Annotated in this window: 22 protein-coding genes and 1 pseudogene; 15 read left to right on the forward strand and 8 right to left on the reverse strand. The window is 73.7% G+C overall.

Going from position 1 to position 25,639, the window contains the following annotated elements; genetic code table 11:
* A pseudogene (locus OGL89_RS09275) lies at positions 1–374 on the forward strand (thiamine-phosphate kinase); the annotation flags it as partial.
* Between the two features lie 12 nt (positions 375–386).
* On the opposite strand, the gene OGL89_RS09280 reads toward OGL89_RS09275, so the two are convergent.
* Both OGL89_RS09280 and rpmB read right to left on the reverse strand, forming a co-directional pair.
* Positions 387–905, reverse strand: coding sequence for a GNAT family N-acetyltransferase (locus OGL89_RS09280; RefSeq protein WP_263119715.1), 519 nt, complete (start codon positions 903–905; stop codon positions 387–389).
* 82 nt (positions 906–987) lie between these two features.
* A complete protein-coding gene (rpmB, locus tag OGL89_RS09285) occupies positions 988–1,179 on the reverse strand; it encodes a 50S ribosomal protein L28 (RefSeq protein ID WP_263119716.1) in 192 nt (63 codons plus the stop codon).
* A 268-nt stretch (positions 1,180–1,447) separates the two neighbouring features.
* On the opposite strand from rpmB, the gene OGL89_RS09290 reads away from it, so the two are divergent.
* The 11 genes from OGL89_RS09290 (at position 1,448) to mutM (ending at position 11,318) form a co-directional block, all read left to right on the forward strand.
* The gene (locus tag OGL89_RS09290) at positions 1,448–2,695 is read left to right on the forward strand and encodes a DAK2 domain-containing protein (RefSeq protein ID WP_263119719.1); all 1,248 of its coding nucleotides are present in this window, start codon (positions 1,448–1,450) and stop codon (positions 2,693–2,695) included.
* On the forward strand, positions 2,692–4,923 hold the full coding sequence (locus OGL89_RS09295; protein WP_263119721.1) for an ATP-dependent DNA helicase RecG: 2,232 nt from the start codon (positions 2,692–2,694) through the stop codon (positions 4,921–4,923). The genes OGL89_RS09290 and OGL89_RS09295 overlap by 4 nt, the downstream gene beginning before the upstream one ends.
* Positions 4,924–4,965: 42 nt before the next feature.
* The gene (locus OGL89_RS09300) at positions 4,966–5,658 is read left to right on the forward strand and encodes an ABC transporter ATP-binding protein (protein ID WP_263119723.1); all 693 of its coding nucleotides are present in this window, start codon (positions 4,966–4,968) and stop codon (positions 5,656–5,658) included.
* Complete coding sequence (locus OGL89_RS09305) at positions 5,655–7,259, forward strand: DUF6297 family protein (RefSeq protein ID WP_263119725.1); 1,605 nt, start codon at positions 5,655–5,657, stop codon at positions 7,257–7,259. Before OGL89_RS09300 ends, OGL89_RS09305 begins: the two co-directional genes overlap by 4 nt.
* Positions 7,256–7,825, forward strand: coding sequence for a 16S rRNA (guanine(966)-N(2))-methyltransferase RsmD (gene rsmD / locus OGL89_RS09310; RefSeq protein WP_263119727.1), 570 nt, complete (start codon positions 7,256–7,258; stop codon positions 7,823–7,825). Before OGL89_RS09305 ends, rsmD begins: the two co-directional genes overlap by 4 nt.
* Positions 7,826–7,834: 9 nt before the next feature.
* Entirely contained in the window at positions 7,835–8,323 is a 489-nt protein-coding gene (coaD, locus tag OGL89_RS09315; RefSeq protein ID WP_263119728.1) for a pantetheine-phosphate adenylyltransferase, read from the forward strand.
* Positions 8,320–8,793, forward strand: a complete 474-nt coding sequence (locus tag OGL89_RS09320; RefSeq protein ID WP_263119729.1) for a hypothetical protein — start codon at positions 8,320–8,322, stop codon at positions 8,791–8,793. Before coaD ends, OGL89_RS09320 begins: the two co-directional genes overlap by 4 nt.
* A gap of 101 nt (positions 8,794–8,894) precedes the next feature.
* Positions 8,895–9,476 (forward strand): DUF177 domain-containing protein, encoded by a 582-nt coding sequence (locus tag OGL89_RS09325; RefSeq protein WP_263119731.1) that lies wholly within the window; start codon positions 8,895–8,897, stop codon positions 9,474–9,476.
* A 2-nt stretch (positions 9,477–9,478) separates the two neighbouring features.
* Positions 9,479–9,673 (forward strand): 50S ribosomal protein L32, encoded by a 195-nt coding sequence (gene rpmF / locus OGL89_RS09330; protein ID WP_263119732.1) that lies wholly within the window; start codon positions 9,479–9,481, stop codon positions 9,671–9,673.
* A gap of 39 nt (positions 9,674–9,712) precedes the next feature.
* The gene (rnc, locus tag OGL89_RS09335; RefSeq protein WP_263119733.1) at positions 9,713–10,414 is read left to right on the forward strand and encodes a ribonuclease III; all 702 of its coding nucleotides are present in this window, start codon (positions 9,713–9,715) and stop codon (positions 10,412–10,414) included.
* 7 nt (positions 10,415–10,421) lie between these two features.
* A complete protein-coding gene (gene mutM, locus OGL89_RS09340) occupies positions 10,422–11,318 on the forward strand; it encodes a bifunctional DNA-formamidopyrimidine glycosylase/DNA-(apurinic or apyrimidinic site) lyase (RefSeq protein WP_263119734.1) in 897 nt (298 codons plus the stop codon).
* A 29-nt stretch (positions 11,319–11,347) separates the two neighbouring features.
* Here the strand turns inward: mutM and OGL89_RS09345 are convergent, their stop codons facing one another.
* Positions 11,348–12,304 carry an NAD(P)-dependent oxidoreductase gene (locus tag OGL89_RS09345; RefSeq protein WP_263119735.1) on the reverse strand — a complete coding sequence of 319 codons (957 nt, stop codon included), beginning with the start codon at positions 12,302–12,304 and terminating at the stop codon, positions 11,348–11,350.
* A gap of 135 nt (positions 12,305–12,439) precedes the next feature.
* Here OGL89_RS09345 and OGL89_RS09350 point away from each other — a divergent pair, with 135 nt between their 5' ends.
* Positions 12,440–13,072, forward strand: coding sequence for a response regulator transcription factor (locus tag OGL89_RS09350; protein WP_263119791.1), 633 nt, complete (start codon positions 12,440–12,442; stop codon positions 13,070–13,072).
* 38 nt (positions 13,073–13,110) lie between these two features.
* Here OGL89_RS09350 and OGL89_RS09355 read toward each other — a convergent pair whose 3' ends face one another.
* The 5 genes from OGL89_RS09355 to OGL89_RS09375 are packed head-to-tail and all read right to left on the reverse strand — an operon-like array spanning position 13,111 to position 21,172.
* Complete coding sequence (locus tag OGL89_RS09355) at positions 13,111–14,874, reverse strand: GAF domain-containing protein (protein WP_263119736.1); 1,764 nt, start codon at positions 14,872–14,874, stop codon at positions 13,111–13,113.
* Positions 14,875–14,914: 40 nt separating this feature from the next.
* Entirely contained in the window at positions 14,915–16,831 is a 1,917-nt protein-coding gene (gene cydC, locus OGL89_RS09360) for a thiol reductant ABC exporter subunit CydC (protein ID WP_263119737.1), read from the reverse strand.
* Positions 16,828–18,591, reverse strand: a complete 1,764-nt coding sequence (gene cydD / locus OGL89_RS09365) for a thiol reductant ABC exporter subunit CydD (protein WP_263119738.1) — start codon at positions 18,589–18,591, stop codon at positions 16,828–16,830. Before cydD ends, cydC begins: the two co-directional genes overlap by 4 nt.
* Positions 18,592–18,607: 16 nt before the next feature.
* Positions 18,608–19,663: a cytochrome d ubiquinol oxidase subunit II gene (cydB, locus tag OGL89_RS09370; RefSeq protein WP_263119740.1), complete on the reverse strand. Its 1,056-nt coding sequence runs from the start codon at positions 19,661–19,663 to the stop codon at positions 18,608–18,610.
* A gap of 15 nt (positions 19,664–19,678) precedes the next feature.
* Positions 19,679–21,172: a cytochrome ubiquinol oxidase subunit I gene (locus OGL89_RS09375; protein ID WP_263119743.1), complete on the reverse strand. Its 1,494-nt coding sequence runs from the start codon at positions 21,170–21,172 to the stop codon at positions 19,679–19,681.
* Positions 21,173–21,611: 439 nt separating this feature from the next.
* Here OGL89_RS09375 and OGL89_RS09380 point away from each other — a divergent pair, with 439 nt between their 5' ends.
* Entirely contained in the window at positions 21,612–25,052 is a 3,441-nt protein-coding gene (locus OGL89_RS09380; protein WP_263119745.1) for a ribonuclease E/G, read from the forward strand.
* A gap of 236 nt (positions 25,053–25,288) precedes the next feature.
* Entirely contained in the window at positions 25,289–25,597 is a 309-nt protein-coding gene (gene rplU, locus OGL89_RS09385; RefSeq protein ID WP_263119792.1) for a 50S ribosomal protein L21, read from the forward strand.
* Positions 25,598–25,639 lie beyond the last annotated feature (42 nt).

Here is a 25,639-nt window from a genome sequence, read left to right on the forward strand (position 1 = left end):
GACCGCCGCTGACCGCGGGGCCGGTCGCCGCCGACGCGGGCGCTACCGCGATGCTGGACGTCTCCGACGGCCTGCTGCGCGACGCCGGCCGGATCGCGCGCGCCTCCGGGGTGGTGCTCGACCTCGGCCGGCCGCAGGACGTGCTCGCCGACGACCTGGCCGCGGTCGCGGGCGCCGCGCGCCGACTGGACGCGGATCCGCTGCGGTGGGTGCTGACCGGCGGCGAGGACCACGGCCTGCTGGCGACCTTCCCCGGCGAGGTGCCCGACGGGTTCCGGGTGATCGGCCGGGTGCGCGCGGGGGAGCCCGGCGTGCTCGTCGACGGCACGGAGCCGGGGCGGCTCAGCCCGGGCTGGGACCACTTCGGCGGCTGACCGCCCGGGGACTCAGCCCCGGCGGTACCGCACCTCGGGCAGCTCGGTGCCGCCGATCTCCTCGATGCGCTCGGTGCCGTCCGGGCTGAAGCCGTGCCGACGGTAGAAGTGCCGGCTGCGCTCGTTCTCCGCCGCGGTCCACAGCGTGACGCTGGCGCGGGCCGGGAGCTCGGCGAGCGCGGTGCGCATCAGGTCCCGGGCCACCCCGCTGCCGAACAGCGACGGCTCCAGGTAGACCGAGAAGATCTCCAGCGTGCGCGGGTCCGCGTCCTCGTCCCGGGAGGGGCCGAGCGACAGGAAGCCGACCACGGCGTCCTCGACGGTGGCGACCCAGGTGGTGCCCCAGTCCGGGTGGTCGAGCTGGGTGCGCCACCACCGGCCACGGGCGACCGGGTCCAGCCCGTCCAGGTATTCGTCCGGGAGCATGCCCCGGTAGGCGCTCTGCCAGGACCGGATGTGCACCCCGGCGATGGCCTCGGCGTCCGTCGCCGCTGCGGGACGGACGATGTGCTCGGGGCGTTCTGCCGACATGCGCACCAGCGTGCCACAGGGGCCGGACAGCGCGAAGGCCCGCACCGGAACGAATCCGGGCGGGCCCTCGCGAACGCTCGCGTCAGACGGCGCGCTGCACCTTGCCGGCCTTGAGGCAGGACGTGCAGACGTTCATCCGCTTGGCGGTGCCCGCCACCACCACGCGCACGCGCTGGATGTTCGGGTTCCAGCGCCGCTTCGTGCGCACGTGCGAGTGCGAGATGCTGTGCCCGAAGGACGGGCCCTTGGCGCAGACGTCGCAGTTGGCAGCCACGGTCTTCTCCTGAATCGAATGATGCGTCCGCCCCATGACGGGGCGACTCATGCTTGGTCGGATGGGGCGGCCCGCACCGCTGGCCGAGGGCCGGGGCGGAGCTGCCACCAGTGCTCGAACGCGACGAATCAACGAACCGCGCTCGGGCAACCGGGTAAGACTAGCTCACCGTCGGGTCGGTGCCCAAACCGGCGTCCGGGACCGGGGCCGTGGGCGCGGTACGGCACAGTAGTCCCCGGGCGCGAGGCGAGAGGAACCGACGACGAACGTGGCTGGTCGACTGCTGGACGGAGCGGTGTTGCACCGCTGGCTGCTGCGTGCGGTGGACGGGCTGGAGCAGGCCGGGCCGCGGATCGACGCGGTGAACGTCTTCCCGGTCGCCGACCAGGACACCGGCACGAACTGCCTGCTCACCCTGCGCGGTGCGACCGAGGAGCTGGCCCGTCTGGCCCCCGGCGCCGACCCGGTGACCGTGCTGGCCGCCGCGACCCGGGGGGCGCTGCTCGCTGCCCGGGGCAACTCCGGGATGATCCTGAGCCACTGGTTCGCCGGTCTGGCCCGTGGCGCCGAACAGCCGATCGCCGGCGCCCTGGCCCTGGCGGCGGAGTCCGCCCGCTCGGCGGTGCTGGAGCCGGAGCCGGGGACCGTGCTCGACCTCGCCGCGGAGGTGGCACGCGCGGCGCGCGAGCACGCCGGCACCGAGCGGGAGCGGCTGTCCGCCGCGCTGGACGCCGGGCACGCGGCGCTGGCGGAGATCAGCGCACGGCACCCGGTGCTCCGGGACGCCCGGGTACTGGACGCCGGGGCGTGCGCGTTGCTCGTGGTGCTGTCGGCCTGGGCTGCCGCGGCGGACGACCTGGACGCCGGACCCGGCAGGCGGCGGGAGGGCCGTCCCGCCCCCGTCGAGCTGGATCTGAGCTGGCTGCCCGAGTCCGCCGTCGGCACGCCGCGCGACCACGTGCTGACCGGCTTCGAGGTGATGGCCGTCCTGCCCGCCGGGGACGACGCCGACCTGCGCGCCCGGCTCGCGGAGATCGGCGACGCGGTCGCGGTGGTGGCCGAACCGGGTGACGCCCCTGACCGCCGACGTCAGTCGCACGTCCACACCGACGACCCGTCGGCCGCGGTCGCGGTGCTGCGCGCGGCGGCCGGCTCGGCACCGGTGCTGGTGGTGCTCCACTCCCTGAACGGGGTCGCGACCCCGGTGGTCGCGGTCACCGGTTCCGCGGAGCGCGCGCGGGAGATGGCACGGGCGGGGGCGGTCGTCCTGGTCGCCGGCCCGGCCTCCGCCTCCGACTGGCGGCTCGCCCTGGAGCGCGCGGTCCGGGACGCCCGGGCCGGGGGAGCCCATCGCGACGCCACCGCTGCCGAGGACCCGGTGCCGGTGCTGCCCGGAGCATGGCTGACGTCCTGCGCATCGGTGGTGCCGGCCGGTGGCTCGGTGCTGGCCGAGGCCGACGACGACGAGCGGGTGCTGGCGGTCCTGCACGCCCTGGCCGGGGAGGTGTCGGCATGACCGGACTGGAGGACGCGGTGGTCCGCCCGGGCCCGTTGCTCGGTCAGCAGATCTCGACGGTGCTCGGACTGACCACCGGGAAACGGATGGCCAAGCTCGGCCTGCACACCGTCGGGCAGCTGCTGCGGCACTACCCGCGGCGGTACGCCCGGCATGGGCAGATGACCGACCTGGCCTCGCTCACGGCCAAGGAGCACGTCACCGTGATGGCGCGGGTGGCGCAGGCGACCGTGCGGACCACCCGGACCGGCGGCGCCCTGATGAACGTCGAGATCACCGACGGGGCCAGCCGGCTCGGTCTGGTGTTCTTCGGCAAGAGCAAGGGTGCGCTGCGCTACCACGAGGGCCGCCTCACACCGGGCGTCGAGGGGCTGTTCTCCGGCGAGGTCGGCACCGACAAGCTGAACGGCCGACCGCAGCTCGCGCACCCGACCTACCGCCTGATCGGGGTCGACGTCGAGGACGAGGCCGAGGGCATCGAGGAGACCAGGCGGCCGATCCCGCTGTACCCGGCCTCCGCCGCGGTCCCGACCGAGCACATCGAGAAGGCGGTCAGGGCGATCCTCCCGCTGCTCACCCCGCAGGACGTGCCGGACCCGCTGCCCGCCGAGCTGCTGGCCCGCCGCGAGCTGCCGGAGCTGCTGGGTGCGTTGCGCGCCCTGCACCGACCGGAGGACGACGACGAGATCCGCTCCGCCCAGGAACGGCTGAAGTTCGAGGAGGCCTTCGTCCTGCAGGCCGAGCTCGCCCGGCGGCGCTCGCGGGTGGCCCGGGAGGGCGCGGTGGCCCGTCCGCCGCGTGACGGGGGCATCCGCACGGCCTTCGACGCCCGCCTGCCGTTCACGCTGACCGAGGGGCAGCAGCGGGTCGGGGCGGAGCTGTCGGCCGAACTGGCCGGGGAGCGACCGATGCAGCGTCTGCTGCAGGGGGAGGTCGGCTCCGGCAAGACCGTGGTCGCGCTCCGGGCGATGCTCCAGGTCGTCGACGCCGGGGGCCAGGCCGCCCTGCTGGCACCGACCGAGGTGCTCGCCGCCCAGCACGAGCGGACGCTGCGCACCCTGCTCGGGGAGCTCGGCGAGGCCGGGATGCTCGGCGGCGCGGACGACGCCACCCGGATCACCCTGCTGACCGGATCGCAGTCGGCGGCGGTGCGCCGCAAGGCCCTGGCGGAGGCCGCCTCCGGTGCCGCGGGCATCGTGGTCGGCACCCACGCGCTGCTGTCCGAGCACGTGCAGTTCGCCGACCTCGGTCTGGTGGTGGTGGACGAGCAGCACCGGTTCGGCGTCGAGCAGCGGGACACCCTGCGCGCGAAGGCCCGCAGCACGCCGCACCTGCTGGTGATGACCGCGACCCCGATCCCGCGCACGGTCGCGATGACGGTGTTCGGGGACCTGGAGACCTCGGTGCTGGACCAGGTCCCGGCCGGTCGCGCCGAGGTGGTGACCCACGTGGTGCCGGCGGGGAACGACCGCTGGATGCAGCGCACCTGGCAGCGGGTGCGGGAGGAGGTCGCCGCCGGGGGCCGCGCCTACATCGTCTGCGCCCGGATCGACCCGGACGCCAAGGACGACGACGGCGCGGAGCTGGTGCCGGACGACGGTCCCGCCCGTCGTCCGCTGCGGGCCGTGCTGGAGGTGGCCGAGCAGCTGACCGACTCCCCGGAGCTGGCGGGCCTGCCGGTCGGGGTGCTGCACGGCCGGATGACGCCGGAGGAGAAGGAACGGGCGCTCGCGGACTTCGCCGCGGGGACGGTGCCGGTGCTGGTGTCGACCACCGTGGTCGAGGTCGGGGTCGACGTGCCCGCCGCGACGGTGATGGTGGTGCTGGACGCGGACCGGTTCGGGGTCTCCCAGCTGCACCAGCTGCGCGGCCGGATCGGTCGTGGCAGCAAGCCGGGCGTCTGCCTGCTGGTCGCCGACGCCTTTCCGGGCAGTCCGGCCGACACCCGGCTGCGCACCCTCGCCGAGACGCGGGACGGGTTCCGGCTGGCCGCGGTGGACCTGGAGCTGCGCCGGGAGGGCGACGTGCTCGGCGCCGCGCAGTCCGGCGGTGCCACGTCGCTGCGGCTGCTGCGGGTGACCCGGGACGCCGACGTGATCGAGGAGGCCCGGGTGGAGGCCCGTTCGGTGGTGGCGGCCGACCCGGAGCTGGAGCGGCACCCCGACCTGCTGGCCGCGATCGACGTCCTTCTGGACGGGGAACGCGAGGAGTTCCTGGACCGGACGTAGGGCCGTGCGGGACCACCCCGGGGCGTGCGTAGGCTGACCCCCGTGTCGAAGCCGTCTGTCATCCGTGCCGTCGATCTGCTCGTCGGATACGGCGGGGAGCCGGTGTGCGCCCCGGTGTCCTTCGTTCTCCCGCCCGGACGGGTGCTGGCCCTGGTCGGCGCCAACGGGTCCGGCAAGTCCACCGTGCTGCGCGCGGTCCTCGGCCTGATCGAGCCCGCGGGCGGCAGCCTGCAGGTGCTCGGCCGGGACGTCGACGAGCGCGAGGTCGGCTTCCGCACCCGGGTGTCGAGCGTGCTGGACGACGACGCGTACTTCCCGGCGCTCACCGTCGCCGAGCACCTCTACCTGACCGCCCGCGGCCACGGCGTCGCCGGTGCGGACGACGTGGTGCACGAGCTGCTGGCCGAGTTCGGGCTCGCCGACCACGCGGAGTCGCTGCCGGTGGCGCTGTCCTCCGGTCAGCGCCGGCGCCTGCTGCTCGCGGCCGGCCTGGTCCGTCCGCGGTCCCTGCTGGTGCTGGACGAGCCCGAGCAGCGCCTGGACGTCGCGATGCGCGACCGGCTGGCCGATCGCCTGGTGGCGGAGAAGCAGGCCGGCGGTGCGGTGCTGCTCGCCACCCACGACCCGGATCTGCTGCGCGCCTGCGCCGACCGGGCCGTGCTGATCGCCGACGACGCCTGCCGGCTGCTCAGCCCGGACGACGCCGCCGAGGCGCTTCGGCCGGGCGTGCTGTGACCACGGTCGAGGCCCCGGCGATCCAGCCCGGGAAGGGACTCGGCGGCGTCCCCGGCCCGCGGTCGATCCGCCGGTTCACCGCCGCGGTCGCCCGGACCAAGGCGGGCGCCAGCCTGGGCTCGGTGCTGAACGACGCCTACTACGCGGCGATCATGATCGCGATCGGTCTGGGGGTGGCGCTCGGCGTGGCCGGACAGCTGCGCGCCTCGCTCCCGCCGCAGGACGACGCCTCTCTCGGCGACGGGATCAGCCTGCCCTCGCTGGTGGCGATCTGCGCGATCGCCGTGATCGGTGCGGTGCTCTCCCTGGCCGGACGACTGGGGCCGGTGGGCGCCGAGGGGGCCGAGGCGACCTGGTGGCTGGGACTGCCGGTCGACCGTCGTGGTCTGCTGCGCCCCGCCTCGCTGCGCATCCCGGTGCTGGCCGGCCTGGTCGGCGGCGTGCTGCTGGCCCTGCTGGACGGCGGACTGCTCGCCGACCACGGGATCGGCCACGTGCTCCGGCTCGGTGCCCTGGCCGCGCTCTGCTGCGCGGCGGTGGTGCTGCTGGCCGGCCTGGCGCAGAGCATCCAGTTCCCGCGCCGGTCGGTCGCGTTGATCGGTGACCTGGTGATCGCCCTCGCCCCGGTGCTGGCGCTGGTCGCGGCCTTCACCGACTGGCGCCTGTCCGCGCTGCCCGACCTGCCGGTCTGGCTGCTGACGGTGCTCGCGCTCGCCGTGGTCGGACTCGGCTGGGCGCAGGACCGCCGGCTCGGACGGATCCGCGGCCGGAACCTGCGCGAGAGCGGATCGGTCGCCTCGCAGGCCGCCGGCGCGGTGGTCTCCCTGGACTCCCGCGAGCTGGGCCGGGCGCTCTCCGACGCCTCCGCCCGGCAGCGCCGGCGCCGGTCGCTGCGGCTGCGCCTGGTGCGCGGCCCGAAGACCGCGATCATGGTCGCCGACCTGATGGTGCTGCTGCGCTCGCCCCGGCACCTGGTGCAGCTGGTGGTCTCGGCCCTGGTCCCGGTGCTGGTGGTCGTGACCCCGCGACTGGCCGGTGCGCTCGGGGTGGGCCTCGCGGTGCTGGTCAGCGGCTACGTCGGGATGCTCGCCACCGCGGAGGGGGCCCGGCGCGCGGAGATGGCCCCGATCCTGGACCGCCTGCTGCCGATGTCCGCGCAGGCCACCCGCCGGACCCGGCTGCTGGTCCCGGCGATCGCCATGCTGCTCTGGTCGCTGGTGGCCTTCGCCGCGGTCGGGCTCTGGCACGGCGACCCGGGCAGCTGGATCGCCCTCGGCGTGGTCTCCACTCCGGTGTGGGCGGGTGCGGCGCTGCGCTCCGCCTTCCGTCCGGCACCGAACTGGCAGGGTCCGCTGGTCTCCACCCCCGCCGGTGCGCTGCCCGGTGGGGTGCTGGCCGTGCTGGCCCGGGGCCCGGACGTCGCGGTGCTCGGCCTGATCCCGGTGATCATCAGCGTGGCGCTGGGCAAGGTGCTGCTGCCGGTGATCGCGGTCCAGCTGGTCTTCTCCCTGATCGCCTGGACCGTCGGCGCGAGCACCAACACCAAGCCGCTGATGGAGCGGCTCATGGATCAGCAGGACGCGCTGGAGAAGTCGAGGTGACCCGGATCGTCGCGGGGACGTTCGGCGGCCGGGTGCTGGCCGTGCCGCCCGCGGGGACCCGGCCGACCTCCGAGCGGGTGCGCGAGGCGCTGTTCTCCCGGCTGGAGCACCTGGACGCGATCGACGGCGCCCGGGTGCTGGACGGTTACGCCGGATCGGGTGCGCTCGGTCTGGAGGCGGTCAGCCGGGGCGCCGCGTCGGTGACGCTGGTCGAGCTCGGCCGGGCCGCCGCGGAGGTGTGCCGGCGCAACGTCGCCGACCTCGGCCTGCGGGACCGGGCCCAGGTGGTCAAGGACACGGTGGAGACCTTCGTCGGCCGCCCGCCGTCCGCGCCCTGGGACCTGGTGCTGCTGGACCCGCCCTACGACGTGCCGGGGGAGACCGTGGACCGGATCCTGGCCGATCTGGTGCCCGCGTTGGCCGTCGACGCCGTGGTCGTGGTGGAGCGCTCGGCCCGCAGCGCCGCGCCGACCTGGCCCGAGGGACTGTCCGACCTCGGGACCAAGACCTACGGGGAGACCGTCGTCCACCTGGCCGAACGGGTGACCGCCGACCCCCGACGGTAGGTTGGCCGGGTGACGATCGCTGTCTGCCCCGGTTCCTACGACCCGGTCACCCTCGGGCACCTGGACGTGGTCCGCCGTGCCCGGCTGGTGGCCGACCAGGTCGTCGTGCTGGTCGCCCGCAACTCGGCCAAGAACGCCCTGCTGCCGGTCGACGTCCGGGTGGAGCTGATCCGCACCGCGGTCGCCGACCTGGACGGGGTGCGGGTGCAGGCCACCGGCGGGCTGCTGGTCGACGCCCTGCGCGAGCTCGGGGCCGATCTGGTGGTCAAGGGCATCCGGGGCGGTGCGGACTTCGACGCGGAGCTGCCGATGGCGCTGATGAACCGGCACCTGTCCGGGGTGGAGACGGTGTTCGTCCCCGGCGACCCGGCCCTGGCGCACGTGGCGTCGTCGCTGGTCAAGGACGTGGCCCGGCACGGTGGTCCGATCGACGACCTGGTGCCGGCGGGTGTGGGTGACGCGGTGCGCGCGGCCCTGAGCGGAGGAGGCGGACGATGAGCGACGAGCAGCCGGGCCTGACGGGCGTGCTGGACGCACTGGCGGAGGCGGTGGCGAACGCCCGGGCGATGCCGATGTCCTCCTCGGTGCTGGTCAGCCGGGCCGAGTTGCTGGAGCTGGTCGAGCAGGCCCGGGAGGCGCTGCCCACCCAGATCGCCAGGGCGGAACGGGTGCTGGCCGAGGCCGATGTGGCCCGTGCCGCCGCCCGGGAGGAGGGCGAGCGGATCGAGGCCGCCGCCCGCCGCCGCGCCGAGGAGCTGGTCGGCGAGCAGTCCGTGGTCGAGCAGGCCGGGCAGCGCGCGGCGGAGATCGTCCGGGCCGCCGAGGAGCGTGCCGTCGAGCTGCGCCGGGAGGCGGACGACTACTGCGACCGGCGGCTGGCGGACTTCGAGATCGACCTGGGGAAGGTGCTCGCCCAGGTGCAGGCGGGGCGGGCCAAGCTCGCGCAGCGGCTGGACGGCGCGGTGTGACCGAGTCGATTCGGTAACTGGGCCCGGGTGCCGTAGGATCGGTCGCTGGTCCTGCCGGTGAATCCGCGGACCGAGACCCCCTCACTGAAGGAACGTGGACCGTGGAGCGCGCGACTCACCTCGATCCCCGTTCGCCGTTCGTGCTCGACACCCATGAGCTCGGTCGACGTCCGGGATCGATGCGACGTGTGCAGCGCACGGTGGCGGCCCCGGAGGATCTCGGCACCGAGGTGATCGGCGTCCCCACCGGGACGGATGTCGAGCTGGAGCTCCAGCTCGAGGCCGTGATGGAAGGGGTGTTCGTGTCCGGCTCCGCCCGGGCGCGGGCGGTCGGGGAGTGCGTGCGCTGCCTGGATGAGGTCGTCGAGGACGTCGACGTCACTCTGCAGGAGCTGTACGTGTACCCCGAGCGCGCCGCGGCCGCCACGGAGTCCGGGGACGAGGAGGACGAGGACCTGCGCGAGCTGGACGGCGAACTCATCGACGTCGAGCCCGCGTTGCGTGATGCGGTGGTGATTGCGCTACCGTTCCAGCCGTTGTGTCGGGTCGACTGCCCGGGTCTGTGCTCCCTCTGCGGTGCGCACCTGGCTGATGACCCCCAGCACGGGCATGAGACCCTAGACCCTCGGTGGGCTGCGCTTGGCGGCCTGCAGAGCACGCTTGACGACCAGAAAGAGAGCTAGCCGTGGCTGTTCCGAAGCGCAAGATGTCGCGCAGCAACACCCGTGCGCGTCGGTCGCAGTGGAAGACCACTGCCACGACCGTCAGCACCTGCCCCCGTTGCAGCGCGCAGACCCGCCCGCACCAGGCCTGCCCGGCCTGCGGCACCTACAAGGGCCGCGTGTACGCGGACGCCATGCGGTCGGAGCACGCGGGCTGATCGCCCGCCGTCGACCGTCCTGACGGTCGCCAGCACCGCATGAGCACCACCGCAGCACAGCTCGCCGAGCAGCTCGGGATCCACCTGGACCCCGAGCTGCTCGTGTTGTCCCTGACCCACCGCTCCTTCGCCCACGAGGCGGGTGGCATCCCCACCAACGAGCGGCTGGAGTTCCTCGGCGACACCGTCCTCGGACTGGTGGTCACCGAGGAGCTGTACCGCCGGTACCCCGACCTGTCCGAGGGCGCGCTGGCGAAGATGCGCGCCGCCTCGGTGTCGCAGCGGGCGCTGGCGCAGGTCGCCCGGGCCTTCGACCTGGGCGCGTACACCCTGCTCGGCAAGGGGGAGATCGCCACCGGCGGCCGGGAGAAGGACTCGATCCTCTCCGACACCCTGGAGGCGCTGTTCGGGGCGGTCTACCTGGCCCACGGTCTGGAGACCTCCCGTGAGCTGGTGCTCCGGCTGGTCGGCCCCACGCTGACCGCCGCCTCGCACCTGGGCGCGGGACTGGACTGGAAGACCAGCCTCCAGGAGCTCACCGCCCACCTGGGGCTGGGCGCGCCGACCTACCACGTGACCTCCGACGGCCCCGATCACGCGCGGGTGTTCTCCGCCGAGGTCGTCGTCGCCGAGCAGGTCCGCGGCACCGGCACCGGATCGGCCAAGAAGATCGCCGAGCAGCAGGCCGCCGAGCTCGCCTGGACCACGCTGTCCGAGCAGGCCGCCGCCACCGTCGACTGACCGGCCCGTGCCCGAGCTGCCCGAGGTCGAGACCGTCCGCGACGGTCTGGAGCGCCATGTCGTCGGCCGCCGGGTCGCCGGGGTCGAGGTCCGTCGTCCCGCCAGCATCCGCCGGCACCTGGGCGGAGCCGCGGACCTGACCGGACGACTGGTCGGCCGCGAGTTCACCGCCGCCGCACGCCGGGGGAAGTTCCTCTGGCTGCCGCTCGGCCCGGACGGCGACGACGCGCTGCTCGCCCACCTCGGGATGAGCGGTCAGCTGCTGGTCCGGGCCGACCCGAGCGAGGGCGGTGACCACCGGCACCTGCGGGTGCGCCTGTTCCTGGACGACGGCGGCACCCTGGACTTCGTCGACCAGCGGACGTTCGGGCACCTGGCCGTGGTCGACCTGGAGCCTACCGTGGACGGACGTCCGGGCGGTGCCGGTTCCCCGGCCGCCCTGGTCCCGTCGCCCGCCGCGCACATCGCCCGCGACCTGCTCGACCCCGCGCTCGACCGGGACGCGCTCACCCGCGCGCTGCGCCGCAAGCGGACCGTGGTGAAGCGAGCCCTCCTCGACCAGACCCTGATGTCCGGGGTCGGCAACATCTACGCCGACGAGGGCCTGTGGCGGGCGCAGGTGCACCCGGAGCACCCGACCCCCGACCTGAGCGTCGAGCAGGCCCACCGGGTGCTGGACGGCGTCACCGCGGTCATGCGGGAGGCGCTCCGGCAGGGCGGGACCAGCTTCGACGCGCTGTACGTCAACGTGAACGGCGCCAGCGGGTACTTCGACCGGTCGCTGGTGGTGTACGGCCAGGGCGGACGGGCCTGCCCGCGCTGCGGGGCCCCGGTGGTCCGGTCGACGTTCATGAACCGGTCCTCGCACTTCTGCCCGGTCTGCCAGCCGCTCCCGTCGTCCTGACCCCGCCGCGCGCCGGGCGACCCCGGACGTCAGCCCGGGCGCACCACGGTGTTCCGCAACGGCTCGCCGGTGTGGAACGCGCCGATGTTGTCCACCAGCAGGGTGTCCGCGCCGACCGGCCGCCCGCCGGCCGCGTGCGGGGTGATCAGCAGGTTCGGCAGGTCCCAGAGCGGGGAGTCGGGCGGCAGTGGCTCGGTCGCGGTCACGTCCACGGCGGCTCCGGCCAGCCGCCCCTCCTGGAGCACGTGCAGCAGGGCACCCTCGTCCACGGTGCTGCCCCGGCCGACGTTGACGAACACCGCGTGTGCCGGGAGCCGCCGCAGGATGCCGTCGTCGACGATCCGTCGGGTGGCGGCGGTGGCGGGCAGGATGTCGATCAGCACGTCGGTGCGGGGAAGCAGGTCCCTGGCCTCGTCGATCGTCACGACCGGGTATCCCGCGCGCTGACCGGCGGTGGAGGCGATGCCGACCACCTGGGCGCCGAGCAGCGTGAGGGCGGGGGCGAGTCGGGCCGCGATCGAGCCGAAGCCCCAGATCAGGACCCGGGCACCGGACAGGGAACGGAAGCCCGCGCCGTCGGAGCCTGGGATCGGCTGGAGTCCGCCGATCTCGGTGGACCACTCCCGGCGCTGCTGGGCCCGGACGGCGTCCGGGAGGCGCCGGGCGAGGGCGAGCAGCAGGGCCAGGGTGTGCTCGGCGACCGGGCCGTCGTGCAGACCTCGGCCCGAGGTGACGACGACCGCGGGATCGAAGCCCGCGGCCAGCACGGAGTCCGGACCGGCGGCCAGCGACTGCACCCAGCGCAGCTCCGGCAGGTCACGGGCGGCCTCGGCCAGTCGGTCGGCCGGGTTGCCCCAGACCACCAGGGCGTCCGCGTCCCGGAGGTCGGCGGGGATCCGGGCCCGGACGTCGTAGATCGCGGTGTGCACGCCCTCCGGTACGCGGGGGTCCAGCGGGATCGTGTCGGGGAGCAGCACCAGCGTCATGGCAGGAGACTGGCGCAGCGCGGTCGCCGACGCCAGCGGCGGGTGCGGGCTTTGGTCCCGGTGAGTGGCTACGATGACCGGGTGTCCGCCACGAACACCACCCCCGAGACCGCCCACACGAGTCCGATCTCCGTGATGATCGTCGACGACCACGAGGTCGTGCGACGGGGCATCGCCGAGGTCGTCGAGCGCGCCGACGGCATGAAGGTCGTCGCCGAGGCAGGATCGGTGGCCGACGGCGTGCGCCGGGCCGGCCTGGTGCACCCGCAGGTGCTGCTGGTGGACCTGCAGCTGCCCGACGGCACCGGCATCGACCTGATGACGCAGGTCAAGCCGCTGCTGCCGGACGCCCGGGCGATCGTGCTGACCTCCTTCGACGACGACGACGCCCTCGCGGCGGCCCTGGAGGCGGGGGCCGCGGCCTACCTGCTCAAGAGCGTGCGCGGCGCGGAGATCACCGACGTGATCCGCGCGGTGGCCGCGGGCCGCACCCTGCTGGACGAGCGCACGGTGACCCGTCGTCGTGCCGGGCACGAGGACCCCACCGAGAACCTCACGCCGAGCGAGCTGAAGGTGCTCGACCTGATCGGCGACGGGATGTCCAACCGGGAGATCGCCGAGAAGCTGGGCGTGGCGGAGAAGACGGTCAAGAACCACATCACCTCGCTGCTGTCCAAGATGGGCCTGCAGCGCCGCACCCAGGTCGCGGCGTGGGTGGCGGCCCGCCGGCACTCCAGCTGGCGCGCCGACACCGCCCAGCACTCCTGACCGACACCGGCCAGCACTCCTGACCGGCGTCGCGAGCCTCAGCCCAGCGGCACTTCCCAGCTGAGCAGCGTTCCCGGACCGTCGGGGGCGACGCCGAGCGAGAAGGTCCCGCCGTGCTGGCGTGCCCGGGTGGCCAGGTTGCCGGTGCCCGAGCGACGGTCCCGGACCGGCGGCAGCCCGAGGCCGTCGTCCCTGACCTCGACCCGGACCAGACCGGTGGGGCCGGTGCCCGTGACGCAGACCTTCACCGACACCGAGGACGCGTGCGCGTGCCGGGCGGCGTTCGCCAGGCCTTCGCGCACCACGGCGACCACGTCGTCGGTCTTGTCCGGACCGATCCGCTCGTCCACCAGGTCCGCGACGATGTAGTCGCCGTCCGCGACGGTCTCGCCGTCCATCTCCACGATCAACGACGGGGCGAAGCCCAGTCCGGTCCGGGCCAGCGACGCCTCCCGGCGCAGCCGCTCGATGATGCCGGTGGCGGCGTCCGGGTCGCGCAGCGCGTAGACGATCTGCCGGATCTGCCGCACCGACGCGTCGACGTTGTCCAGCGCCTCCTCGACGATGCTGGTCAGCTCCGCGGGGTCCACGCCGCGCGCCGACCGGCGCCGGACCGTCTCCAGCTGCATGCCGGTGGCGAAGAGCTGCTGGATGGCCAGGTCGTGCAGGTCGCGGGCGATCCGTTCCCGCTCGTCCAGCAGCGCGGCGACGTCCTGGGCGTGCCGGGCCTCCGCCAGCACGAAGGCCAGCGCGGCCTGGGCGGCGAAGGACTCGGCGGTGGTCAGGTCGTGCGGGGCGAACACCGGCGCACCGACCCGGCGCAGCAGGATCAGCACGCCCACCCCGCGCCCGGAGGTCTGCAACGGGGCGAAGATCGCCGATCCGAACGCCCGCATCGCCGGGATCTTGACCTGGCGCGAGGCGGAGATCGACTCCACCAGCATGCCGGATCCCTCGGTCATCACGGTCCAGGAGCCGCCGTCCTGGGGGAGTGCGGCACCGATCAGGCTGTCCGCGTTGTGCCCGTCGGCCAGCTCGATCAGCAGTTCCTCGCCGAGTCCCGGCAGGGCGAGGGCGGCGGCGTCCGCGTCGGCCACGTCCCGGGCGGTCGCGGCGATGTGCGCCAGCGCGTCCTCCTCGTCGGCCCCGGACAGCAGCATGGTGGTGATCTCCTGGCCGGCCCGCAGCCAGTGCTCGCGCCGGGCGCCCTCGGAGTACAGCTGGGCGTTGGCGACCGCGACCCCGGCGGTGGCGGCCAGGGCGATCACGGTGGCGTCGTCCTGCTCGGTGAAACCGCTCTGCTTGTCGGCCAGGTAGAGATAGCCGTAGACCTGCTCCCGCACCCGCACGGCCGCGCCCAGGAAGGATCCCATCGGCGGGTGCTCGCGCGGCCAGCCCTCGAAGGCGGGGTGCTGGGTCAGATCGGCCAGGTGCAGCACGCCGTGGTCCGGGATCTTGCCCAGGACGCCGCGGGCGTGCGGCGGGTGGCCCATCATGGCGGCCAGCTGCGCCGGGACGCCGGCCTGGACGAAGGTGGTCGACTCGCCCCGGGAGTCCAGCACGTTGATCGCGCCGTACGTCGCGCCGGTCAGCTCCACCGACACCCGGACGAACCGCTCGAGCACGGTGGGCAGCTCCAGATCGGAGGCGACCGACAGCACGGCGTCCAGCAGGTCGCTCAGGCGGTCACCGGACTCGTTCCCCGTGCCGACCTCGACCAGCGACTCGCCGTGCGCACCGGGCAGGTGGATGGTCGTCGTGACACCGTGCCCCGAGTGCCTCGTGGTCTGGTTGTCGGCCATGCGTCGTTCCCACCCTCGTTCAGCCCAGCTGTGGTGCAGCTCAGCTCTGGATCAGCTCAGCGGCGTGCGCCTCACGGTACTGGGCATTACCGGCCAGCAGCTGCTCGTGCGTCCCGCGCGCCGCGACCCGGCCGCCGTCCAGCAGCAGCACCTCGTCCGCGGCCGCCAGCGGGGCCAGGCGGTGGGTGACCACCAGCACGCCCCGGGCACGGTCGGACCGGTCGAGCAGGTCGCCGACCAGCCGGTCCGCGGTGCCGGGATCCAGGTGCTCGGCCGGCTCGTCGATCAGCAGCAGCGGCGCTGGGGAGAGCAGGGCGCGGGCCAGCAGCAGCCGTCGCCGTTCTCCGCCGGAGACGCTGCGTGCGTCAGCGCCCAGCGCGGTGTCCACCCCGTCGGGCAGCCCCGCGAGCCAGTCGCCGAGTCCTGCGGTGACCAGGGCGTCCCGGGCCTCCTGCGCGCTGGTCGAGCCGCGGGCCACCCGGAGGTTCTCCAGCACGGTGGTCTCGAAGACGTGCGCGTCCTCGGTGGTGAGCGACAGCCGCTCCAGGCGGGCGCTCGGGTCGGTGTCGGCCAGGGGGACGCCGTCCAGCAGCAGGTCGCCGCCCCGGGGCGGCAGGAATCCCGCCAGGGTCAGCAGCAGGGTGGTCTTGCCGATGCCGGACGGGCCGACGACGGCCAGGGAGCGACCGGGGCTCAGCTCCAGGTCCAGACCGGAGAGGATCGGGTCCCGGTCGGGCCAGCCGACGGCCAGGCCGCGGGCGGTGATCACCGGGCCCCGGGCGGGCAGGCCGACCTGATCGGCGGATCGGGGCATCGCCCGGTCGCCGGTCCGCGCCGGATCGGGCCGGGGATCCGTGCTGTCGTCCTGCCGGTGCTCGGTGGTGTCGGGGCCGGTGGTCGCGGTCCCGCTGCCGTCGTCCGCCGCGTCCAGCAGCGCCATCAGTCGGGCGGCCGCGGTGCGGGACCGGTGCACCTGGATCGCCGCCATCGGCAGCACGCTGGTCGCCTCGAAGGCTGCCAGAGGGGTCAGCACGATCACGGCCAGCTCGACGGCGGCGATCTGTCCGGCGGCCAGGGCCGGGATCCCGGTGAGCAGCGCGCCGAGCACGGCGATCCCGATCGCCAGGTTGCCGAGCCCGGCGGCCAGCGCGGACGGACCCGCGCCAGTGTCGGTCGCCCGCGCCAGGTCGGCGTCGGCGGCCCGCAGGCGGTCCAGCTCGGTGTCGGTGCGGCCCTGGACCGCCAGCGGACCGGCGTCGTCCAGCAGCCCGAGCGCGGCCGAGGCCATCCGCGCCCTGGCGTCGGCGGCCCGCTGCTCGGTCGCCCGGGCGGCGCGCTGGGCGAGCCACGGCGCGACCACCCCGGCCAGTACCAGGCAGAGCGCCAGGATCGCCCCGGCGACCGGCAGGAAGGCGGCGATGGCGGCCACCGTGCCGACCCCCAGGGCGAGGGCGACCGTGGCGGGCAGCAGTCCGCGGACCACCACGTCCCCGACCGCGTCGACGTCGGCGCCGACCCGGGCCAGCAGATCGCCGCGGCGGACGGCCAGGGTCGCCTCCGGGCGGCCGGTGGCGAGCCGCTGGTACAGCGTCGTGCGCAGCGTGGTCATGCCGCGCAGAGCGACGTCGTGCGACACCAGCCGGTCGAGGTAGCGGAACAGGCCGCGGCCGATGCCGAAGGCGCGCACGCCGACCGTCGCCACCGACAGCGTGAGGACCGGCGGCATCTGGGCCGCTCGGGTGATCAGCCAGGCCGAGACGGCGGCCAATGCCACCGCGCAGCCCAGGGCGAGGGTGCCGAGCAGTGCGGAGAGCGCGAACCGGCGACGGTCCACGTCCAGCAGGGCGACGGCGCGCCAGAGCGGGTCCCGGCGCCGACCGGAGGCGGTGAAGGTGCCGGCGGTGGCATCCGGAGGCCTGGTAGCGGTGTCCACCCCGGCGGTGTCGATGGCGCTCATCGTGTGCCTCCCTCGGGGGATCGGGCGGGTGCGACCGGATCCGGGGCACCACGGCCGGCGTCGGGCTCGGCCGGCTCGCTGCCGGCGGGAACCGTCTCCGCGCGCACTGTCACCACCCGGTCGGCCAGGGCGATCAACGACGGCCGGTGCGCGACCAGCAGCACGGTCCGGCCGTCGGCGCGCAGCCGGCGCACGGTGTCCAGCACCACCTGCTCGCCCGCGGCGTCCAGGTGCGCGGTCGGCTCGTCCAGCACGACGAGCGGCGCGTCGGAGAGCAGGGCTCGGGTCAGCGCCACCCGCTGCCGCTGGCCGACGCTCAGCCCGGCGCCGCCACGGCCGAGATCCGTGTCCCACCCGTCGGGCAGTCCGGCGACCACGGTGTCCAGCCCGGTGAGCGCGGCGGCCTCGTCCCGGCGGGGGAGGCCGGGGCCGGACGCGGATGCCGGTCCGCCGGCGACCAGACTGCCGATCGTCGCCGGCTCCAGCACCGGCCGCTGCGGCAGCCAGGCGATCTGCGGCCAGTAGGTGTGCGGGTCGATGTCGGCCAGCGGCACGGCCGTCCCGTCCGCAGCCACGACCTCGACGGACCCGGAGTCGGGTCGCAGCAGACCGAGCAGCAGCTCGATGCCGGTGGACTTCCCGGCCCCGCTCGGCCCGGTGACCGCCACGGTGCCGCCCGGCGGGAGCTCCAGGTCGAGGTGCGCGGGGGCGAGCTGGTCCCGTCCCGGTGCCCGCACGGTGACGTCGGTCAGCCGCAGGGTGCTGGTCGACAGGTCCGGGCAGCGCCGGGTGCCGGAGACCGGCAGGGGGGTCTCCAGGACCTCGAACACCTGCTCGGCGGCGGCGACCCCGTCGGTGGAGGCGTGGAACTGCGCCCCGACCTGGCGCAGCGGCCAGTACACCTCCGGCGCCAGGATCAGCACGGCGAGTCCGTCCACCAGGGTCATGTGCCCGTAGACCAGCCGCAGGCCGATGCTGACCGCGACCAGTGCGACCGACAGCGTGGTCAGCAGCTCCAGCACCATTCCGGACAGGAAGGCGATCCGCAGCGTGCCCATGGTGGCCTTGCGGTGCGCGTCGCCGAGCGCCCGCACCCGGGTGACCGGACCACGCTCCCGCCCGAAGGCGCGCAGGGTGGCGATCCCGGCGACCAGGTCGAGCACCTGGGACCCGAGCCGCTGCATGACGGTCAGGCCCCGCTCGGAGCGGCCCTGGGTGAGCTGGCCGATCAGGATCATGAAGATCGGGATCAGCGGCAGGGTCCCGGCGGCGATCGCCGCGCTGATCCAGTCCAGCCCGAGGATCACCACCAGGGTGGCCGGGGTGACCGTGGCCGACAGCACCAGCTGGGGCAGGTACTTCACGAAGTAGGCGTCCAGGGCGTCCAGTCCGCGGGTGGCCAGGGTGACCACGCGGGGACCGGCGCCCTCGGCGAGCCAGCGGGGTCCGAGCCGAGCGGCCCGCTCCACCACCTGCTCGCGCAGTTCGGCCACCGCGCGGGTGGCCGAGCGGTGCGCGTACCGCTCCTGGACGCCGGTGGCGACCGCGCGGACGGCGATCACCAGCGCGAGCCACCCGATCCGCGGCAGCAGCTCCGACAGCGGGGCACCGTCGTGCGCCGCCGCGGCGAGCACCTGCGCGAGCAGGATCGCCTGGGCGATGACGAGGGCGGCGGTCAGGAGTCCCAGGCCGACCGTGAGGGCCAGATAGCCCCGGGCGGCCCGGGCATGACGCAGCAGACGCGGATCGAGCGGCTTCACGCGAGCGGTGTCTCCGTCAGGACCGGGCGGCGGATGCGGTGTCCTTGCGCGCGGTGACCTGCGCGAAGGTGAGACCGGCGTGCTCGGGGATGTGCTCGGCGGAGATCCGCTTGCGGAACACCCAGTAGGTCCAGCCCTGGTAGATCAGCACCAGCGGGGTGAGGAACGCCGCGACCCAGGTCATCACCGTCAGGGTGTACGGCGTGGAGGACGCCGCCTCGATGCTGAGCGAGTTCGCCGGGTTCAGGGCGGGCATCACGTCCGGGTACATCGAGCCGAAGATCAGCACGACGGCGGCGACGATCACGACGGCCGAGGCGATGAACGCCCAGCCCTCTCGCCGCAGCCGGGTGGCGATCACGACGGCGACCAGTCCGATCGCGGCGACGGCCACGGCGGCCCAGGTCCAGGCCACCGAGAACGCCAGCTGGGCCCAGATCGCCCAGGCCGCGGCCACCACCAGGGTGATCACGGACAGGGTCGAGGCCACCTTGCTCGACTTCTCGTGGATCTCACCGGAGGTCTTGAGCGCCAGGAAGATCGCGCCGTGGGTGAGGAACAGCAGCCCGGTGGTCACGCCGCCGAGCAGCGCGAACGGGTTCAGCAGGGCGAAGAAACCGCCGACGTACTGGTGGTCCGCGTCCAGCTCCACGCCGCGCACCAGGTTGGCGAAGGCGACGCCCCACAGGATGGCGGGGACGTAGGACCCGAAGACGATCGCCCGGTCGATCCAGGCGCGCCAGGTGTCGGTGTTGATCTTCCCGCGCCACTCGAAGGCGACCACCCGGACGATCAGCGCGACCAGGATCAGCAGCAGCGGGAGGTAGAAGCCGGAGAACATCGTGGCGTACCACTCCGGGAACGCCGCGAAGGTGGCGCCACCGGCGGTGAGCAGCCACACCTCGTTGCCGTCCCAGACCGGACCGATGGTGTTGATCATCACCCGGCGGTTCTTGTCGTCCTTGCCGAGGAAGGGCAGCAGCATGCCCACGCCGAAGTCGAAGCCCTCGAGGACGAGGTAGCCCGTCCACAGGACAGCGATCAGTCCGAACCAGAGGATCGAGAGGTCCATGTCGGTATCCCTGTCTCAGTAGGCGAACGACAGCGGCCGGTCGGCCGAGGCGGGGTCGTCCGGGTCGGGCTGGTTGTCCGGGTTGTCGGGGGAGACGTCCTTCTCCGTGTCGGAGACGCCCTCGACCGCGTAGCGCTTCATCAGCCGGAACCAGGCGACCGCGAGCACCGTGTAGAGCACGACGAACACCGCGAGCGAGATCACGACCTCGGTCGGGCTGACCACCTCGGAGACGCCGCGCATGGTGAGCAGGCGGATCTCGTCGATGCCGGTCGGGTTCGGGGCCACCACCCAGGGCTGACGGCCCATCTCGGTGAAGATCCAGCCGAAGGCCGAGGCGAGGAACGGGGTCGGGATCGCCCACAGCGCGATCCGGGCCAGCCACTTGTTGCCGGAGACCCGGCCCTGGCGGGTGAGCCACATGGCGGTCAGCGCCAGCGCGGCCGAGCCGAGTGCCATGCCGATCATCAGCCGGAAGGACCAGTAGGTGATGGTCAGGTCCGGGATGTAGTTGACGTCGGTCTCGCCGTCGCCGTAGCGCGCGGTGTACTCGGCCTGCAGGTCGTCGACGCCGCGCAGCTCGGACGAGAAGTCGTTGTTGGCCAGGAAGGACAGCAGACCCGGGATCTCGATGTAGTGGGTGACGCCCTCGCAGTTGTTGGTGAGGTCGCCGACCGCCAGCAGGGAGAAGGACGCGCCGTCGGTGGTGGAGCAGAGCGCCTCGGCCGCGGCCATCTTGGTCGGCTGCTGCTCGAACATCAGCTGGCCCTGCGCGTGGCCGGAGATGCCCAGGCCCACCCCGGCGATCAGCATGGTGATCACGCCGAGCTGCACGGCCGGGCGGTAGACCTCACGGGCCTTCTCCTCCTGGCCCTGGCGGACCAGGCGCACCATCCACCAGGCGGCGATGCCGGCGACGAAGGTGCCCGCGGTCAGGAACGCGGCGGTGATGGTGTGCGGGAACGCGGCGAGCAGGGTGTTGTTCGACAGCACCGCCCAGATGTCGGTCATCTCCGCGCGACCGGTCTCCAGGTTGAAGGTGGTGCCCACCGGGTGCTGCATCCACGAGTTCGCGGCCAGGATGAAGAAGGCCGACAGGTTGGTGGCCAGCGCGACCGCCCAGATGCACGCCAGGTGGATCTTCTTGGGCAACTTGTCCCAGCCGAAGATCCACAGCCCGAGGAAGGTCGACTCGACGAAGAACGCCGCGAGGGCCTCCATCGCCAGCGGCGCGCCGAAGACGTCGCCGACGAACCGGGAGTACTCGGACCAGTTCATACCGAACTGGAACTCCTGGACGATGCCGGTGGCCACGCCGATCGCGAAGTTGATCAACATCAGCTTGCCGAAGAACTTGGTCAGCCTGAGCCAGGTCTCGTTCTGGGTCCGCACCCAGATGGTTTGCATGATCGCGACCAGCGGGGCGAGGCCGATGGTCAGCGGCACGAAGATGAAGTGGTAGACGGTGGTGGCACCGAACTGCCAGCGTGCCAAGTCGAGGGCGTCCACTGTGGGGCTCCGTCCGAGGGGTACTGAGGCGGTGGGGGAGGGCCTTAGGTCCGGGTTGTGACCTGACTTTGAAGCTATTGCGCCCTCGTTCACAAGCATAGGACGAAGGTCCCGCGAGATGACACCGTGTCGGCAACTCGTGACGTGTCGCACACGCGTGATCTAGGGCACTGTGCGATACTTGCTTCCGGCAGCAGGTCCTCACACAGCCTGCGCTGGACTACGAGTTCGCCTCTCCGGCGCGCCGAGTACGCCAGCCGCCGCCCGAAGCGCCCCCGTCGAGATGACGGCGGGCGAGGGCAGGCGATGGCGCCGAGCGCACGGGGTGGGCGACCGACAACGACTTCCGTCATCGCGGGGACGCGAGTGACGACCGAACCGCCCACGGGGGCACCGGGAGTGTGGCCGGAGTACCCGCGGCACTCAGGAGCACACGCACGTGACATCCGAGAACATTGACGCCGTCGAGAACAGCGCGACCGAGACCCCGGTCGCCAAGCGCCCGCGTCGCGCCACCCGCGCCGCCACCGCACCGACCGAGGCGACGGGCACCTCCCCGGCCGGCACCACTCCCGCGGTGGAACCGACCACCGGGACCGCCGCTCCGGAGGTGGCCGCCGAGAAGCCGGTCGCCGCCCCGCGACGCCGCACCCGCAAGGCCGCCACCACCGAGGACGCCCCAGCTGCGGCCGAGGGCGCGCCGTCCGGTTCCGCGACCGCCGAGGTCGCCGAGTCGAGCACCGCGCCGGTGAGGAAGGCCACCCGCAGCCGCAAGAAGGTCGTGGCCCCGGCGGACGCCGTCGAGGAGGTCGTGGAGACCGCCGCAGCGGGGACCGCCGCGCCCGAGGAGGCGACCGAGGCGCCCGCGGCGAAGAAGCGTCCGTCCCGGGCCAAGAAGAAGCCCGCCGCCGACGAGGTCCCCGCGGCCGTCGAGGCGCCTGCCGCCGCCGAGGTGCCGGCCAGCCCCGAGGCGCCCGCCGCCGAGGTGCCCACCGTTACCGGGGCGGCCGGGACCGCGACCCCCGCGCCCGCCGCGCCGAAGCGTCGTCGTGCCACCCGCAAGGCCGCCGCGCCGTCGGACGCCCCGACCGCCGGCGCCGGGTCGACCGCGTCCGCCTCGGCTGAGGCCGTGACGCCCGAGACGGCGACGCCCGAGGCCGTGACGCCCGACGCCGTGACGCCCGGGACGGCGACGCCCGACGCCGCAGTGTCCGAGGTCGCCACGCCCGCCGCCGAGCCGGTCGAGGCCGAGGAGGACGAGGAGACCGCCGAGCCGGTGACCGACGCGCAGGGCGTTGCGCTGGACGTGCTGGCCGCGTTCTCCGGTGTCACCCCGGAGCCGGAGAAGCCCACCGCGTCCTCGGGCCGTCTGGCCACCACCGCGCTGCTGTTCCAGGCGCCGGAGACGGCCCCGCGTCGTCGCCGTCGCGCCTCCGCCCCGGCCGGGTCGCCGGAGGAGATCGCCGCCGCCGCCCACGCCGAGGCCGCCGAGCCGGAGGCCGTCGTGGCGGATGCCGCGGACACCGCGGAGACCGCCGAGTCCACCGGCGGCAGCCGCCGCAGCCGTGGCCGTCGCGGCGGTCGCAAGCGCAGCGGCCAGCCGACGGAGGAGACCGTCGAGGAGGCCGCCGAGGCCGCCCCGGTCGAGGCCGAGGACGAGGTCGCCGAGGACCAGACCGCCGAGCAGTCCGAGGGCGAGGACACCGAGGACGGCGAGGGCTCGCCGCGCCGTCGCCGCCGCCGTGGTGGCCGTGGTCGTCGTTCGCGCGCCAAGGACGGCGACGAGAGCGCCGACACCGATGACGAGTCCGGTGCCGAGGAGGACGACGAGTCCGCCGAGGACCAGACCGCCGAGGACTCCGACGACGAGGGCTCGGGCGGCAGCAGCCGTCGCCGTCGCCGCCGTCGTCGCTCCTCCCGCGGTGGTGACGGGGAGTCGAGCTCCTCGTCGTCGTCCGGTCGCAGCAGTAGCAGCGGCAGCCGGGACGAGGTGACCGCACTGCGCGGTTCCACCCGCCTGGAGGCCAAGCGCCAGCGTCGTCGTGAGGGCAGGGACGCCGGTCGTCGTCGCCAGATCATCACCGAGGCCGAGTTCCTGGCCCGCCGGGAGTCCGTCGATCGCAGCATGATCGTGCGCGAGCTGGACGGCCGGACCCAGATCGCCGTGCTCGAGGACGGCGTGCTGGTCGAGCACTACGTGTCCAAGCAGGCGCAGGCCTCGATGGTCGGCAACGTCTACCTCGGCAGGGTGCAGAACGTGCTGCCCAGCATGGAGGCGGCGTTCGTCGACGTCGGCCGCGGTCGCAACGCCGTGCTCTACGCCGGTGAGGTCAACTGGGACGCCGCCGGGGTCGAGGGCGGGAAGTCCCGTCGGATCGAGCAGGCGCTGAAGTCCGGCGACCCGGTGCTGGTGCAGGTCACCAAGGATCCGATCGGGCACAAGGGCGCCCGCCTCACCTCGCAGGTCACCCTGGCCGGTCGCTACCTGGTCTACGTGCCCGGCGGCGGCATGACCGGGATCAGCCGCAAGCTGCCCGACAACGAGCGCAGCCGGTTGAAGAAGATCCTGCGCGAGGTCGTGCCGGACTCGGCCGGTGTGATCGTGCGGACCGCCGCCGAGGGCGCCTCGGAGGAGGAGCTGCGCGCGGACATCGCCCGGCTGCAGTCGCAGTGGGAGGCGATCGAGAAGAAGTCGGCGTCGGCCTCCGCGCCGGCACTGCTGCAGGGTGAGCCGGACATGGCGATCCGGGTCGTGCGCGACATCTTCAACGACGACTTCAACTCCCTGGTGATCCAGGGCGACGAGGCGTGGTCCACCATCTCCGGCTACATCGGTGAGCTGGCCCCCGACCTGGCCGAGAAGGTCAGCAAGTACACCGGCACCGGCGACGTCTTCCACGACCACCGGGTGGACGAGCAGCTCGCCAAGGGCATGGATCGCAAGGTCTGGCTGCCCTCGGGCGGTTCGCTGGTGATCGACCGCACCGAGGCGATGACCGTCGTCGACGTCAACACCGGCAAGTTCACCGGTGCGGGGGGCACGCTCGAGGAGACCGTCACCCGGAACAACCTGGAGGCCGCGGAGGAGATCGTCCGCCAGCTCCGGCTCCGGGACATCGGCGGCATGATCGTGATCGACTTCATCGACATGGTGCTGGAGTCCAACCGGGATCTGGTGCTGCGCCGCCTGGTCGAGTGCTTGGGCCGGGACCGGACCAAGCACCAGGTGGCCGAGGTCACCTCGCTGGGTCTGGTGCAGATGACCCGGAAGCGGGTCGGCCAGGGCCTGGTCGAGGCGTTCTCCGAGACCTGTGAGCACTGCCACGGCCGCGGGTTCATCGTGCACACCGAGCCGGTGGAGAGGTCCGGCGGCAACGGCGGGCAGCACCAGCACCAGCCGCAGCCGGAGAAGTCCCCGGCGGCGGAGGGCGAGCCCAAGCGGTCGCGTCGCAAGCGTGGCGGGTCGGGCTCCACCGCGGTGGAGCCTGCGGCCGACAAGGACCAGGCCGGTGTTCCGGTGCTGCCCGAGGCCCGGGAGCAGGTGAACGCCACGCTGGCGACCATCGCGGCGGCGGCGGCGCACGCCCACCAGCACGAGGAGGAGGAGACCCCGGTCGCCACCCCCGAGAGCCCGGTGGTGGCGTCGTCGGCGACGGCCGAGGTCTCGGCGGAGGCCGAGCGCCCGTACCTGGACGTCTTCGCGGCGCTGGGGGAGCTGGGCACCTCAGGTGAGGACCCGGCTGAGCCGGTGGTCGAGGAGTCGTCCCTGGCGCTGACCCCGGTCGACCCGAGCCTGTTCGAGGACGGCGAGCCGATGCCGGAGACGTCGATCGAGGATCTGTCGACCGAGGATCAGGCCGCGGAGCAGCAAGAACAGTGACCGACGGATGCGCGGGCCGCAGGGCGGTTTGACCCCTGCCGAGCGGCCCGCGTATCCTTGAATGTCGGTGCGCTCTGGCGCGTGGACTCATGGCGACATGAGCCCGGTCGGAGAGCGCCGTTCGTGTGTGAAGCCGTGGAGTTCCTGATCCGCCGCCGTTGAAGGCGCGTGTGGGACAGACAGGCGGGACACACACCCCAGAACCTGTAGTTCGACGAGCAGAGATGAGCAGCAACGTGGTGTACGCGATCGTGAAGGCCGGCGGCCGTCAGGAGAAGGTCGCCGTCGGCGACATCGTCGTTGTCGACCGCCTCGCGGCCGGCGCCGGTGCCACCGTGGAGCTGCCTGCGCTGCTGCTCGTCGACGGGGAGAAGGTGACTTCCGACGCCGAGGCGCTGGCCAAGGTCACCGTCAGCGCGGAGGTCGTCCGGGACGAGCGTGGCCCGAAGATCGACATCCTGCGCTACAAGAACAAGACCGGCTACCGCCGTCGCCAGGGTCACCGTCAGGCGCTGACCCGTCTCAAGGTCACCGGCATCAAGTGACCTGCCGCGGGTCCGCCCGCGTCATGAATTCCCGGATCTAGA

This window comes from Cellulomonas sp. RIT-PI-Y (assembly GCF_025642745.1).
GTDB lineage: Bacteria > Actinomycetota > Actinomycetes > Actinomycetales > Cellulomonadaceae > Cellulomonas.

Coding starts and splice junctions, on each gene's coding strand:
- OGL89_RS09280 (WP_263119715.1), bottom strand. CDS start 905: ATGTCGGCAGAACGCCCCGAGCACATCGTCCGTCCCGCAGCGGCGACG.
- OGL89_RS09295 (WP_263119721.1), top strand. CDS start 2,692: ATGACCGGACTGGAGGACGCGGTGGTCCGCCCGGGCCCGTTGCTCGGT.
- OGL89_RS09320 (WP_263119729.1), top strand. CDS start 8,320: ATGAGCGACGAGCAGCCGGGCCTGACGGGCGTGCTGGACGCACTGGCG.
- rnc (WP_263119733.1), top strand. CDS start 9,713: ATGAGCACCACCGCAGCACAGCTCGCCGAGCAGCTCGGGATCCACCTG.
- OGL89_RS09345 (WP_263119735.1), bottom strand. CDS start 12,304: ATGACGCTGGTGCTGCTCCCCGACACGATCCCGCTGGACCCCCGCGTA.
- OGL89_RS09350 (WP_263119791.1), top strand. CDS start 12,440: ATGATCGTCGACGACCACGAGGTCGTGCGACGGGGCATCGCCGAGGTC.
- OGL89_RS09355 (WP_263119736.1), bottom strand. CDS start 14,874: ATGGCCGACAACCAGACCACGAGGCACTCGGGGCACGGTGTCACGACG.
- cydC (WP_263119737.1), bottom strand. CDS start 16,831: ATGAGCGCCATCGACACCGCCGGGGTGGACACCGCTACCAGGCCTCCG.
- cydB (WP_263119740.1), bottom strand. CDS start 19,663: ATGGACCTCTCGATCCTCTGGTTCGGACTGATCGCTGTCCTGTGGACG.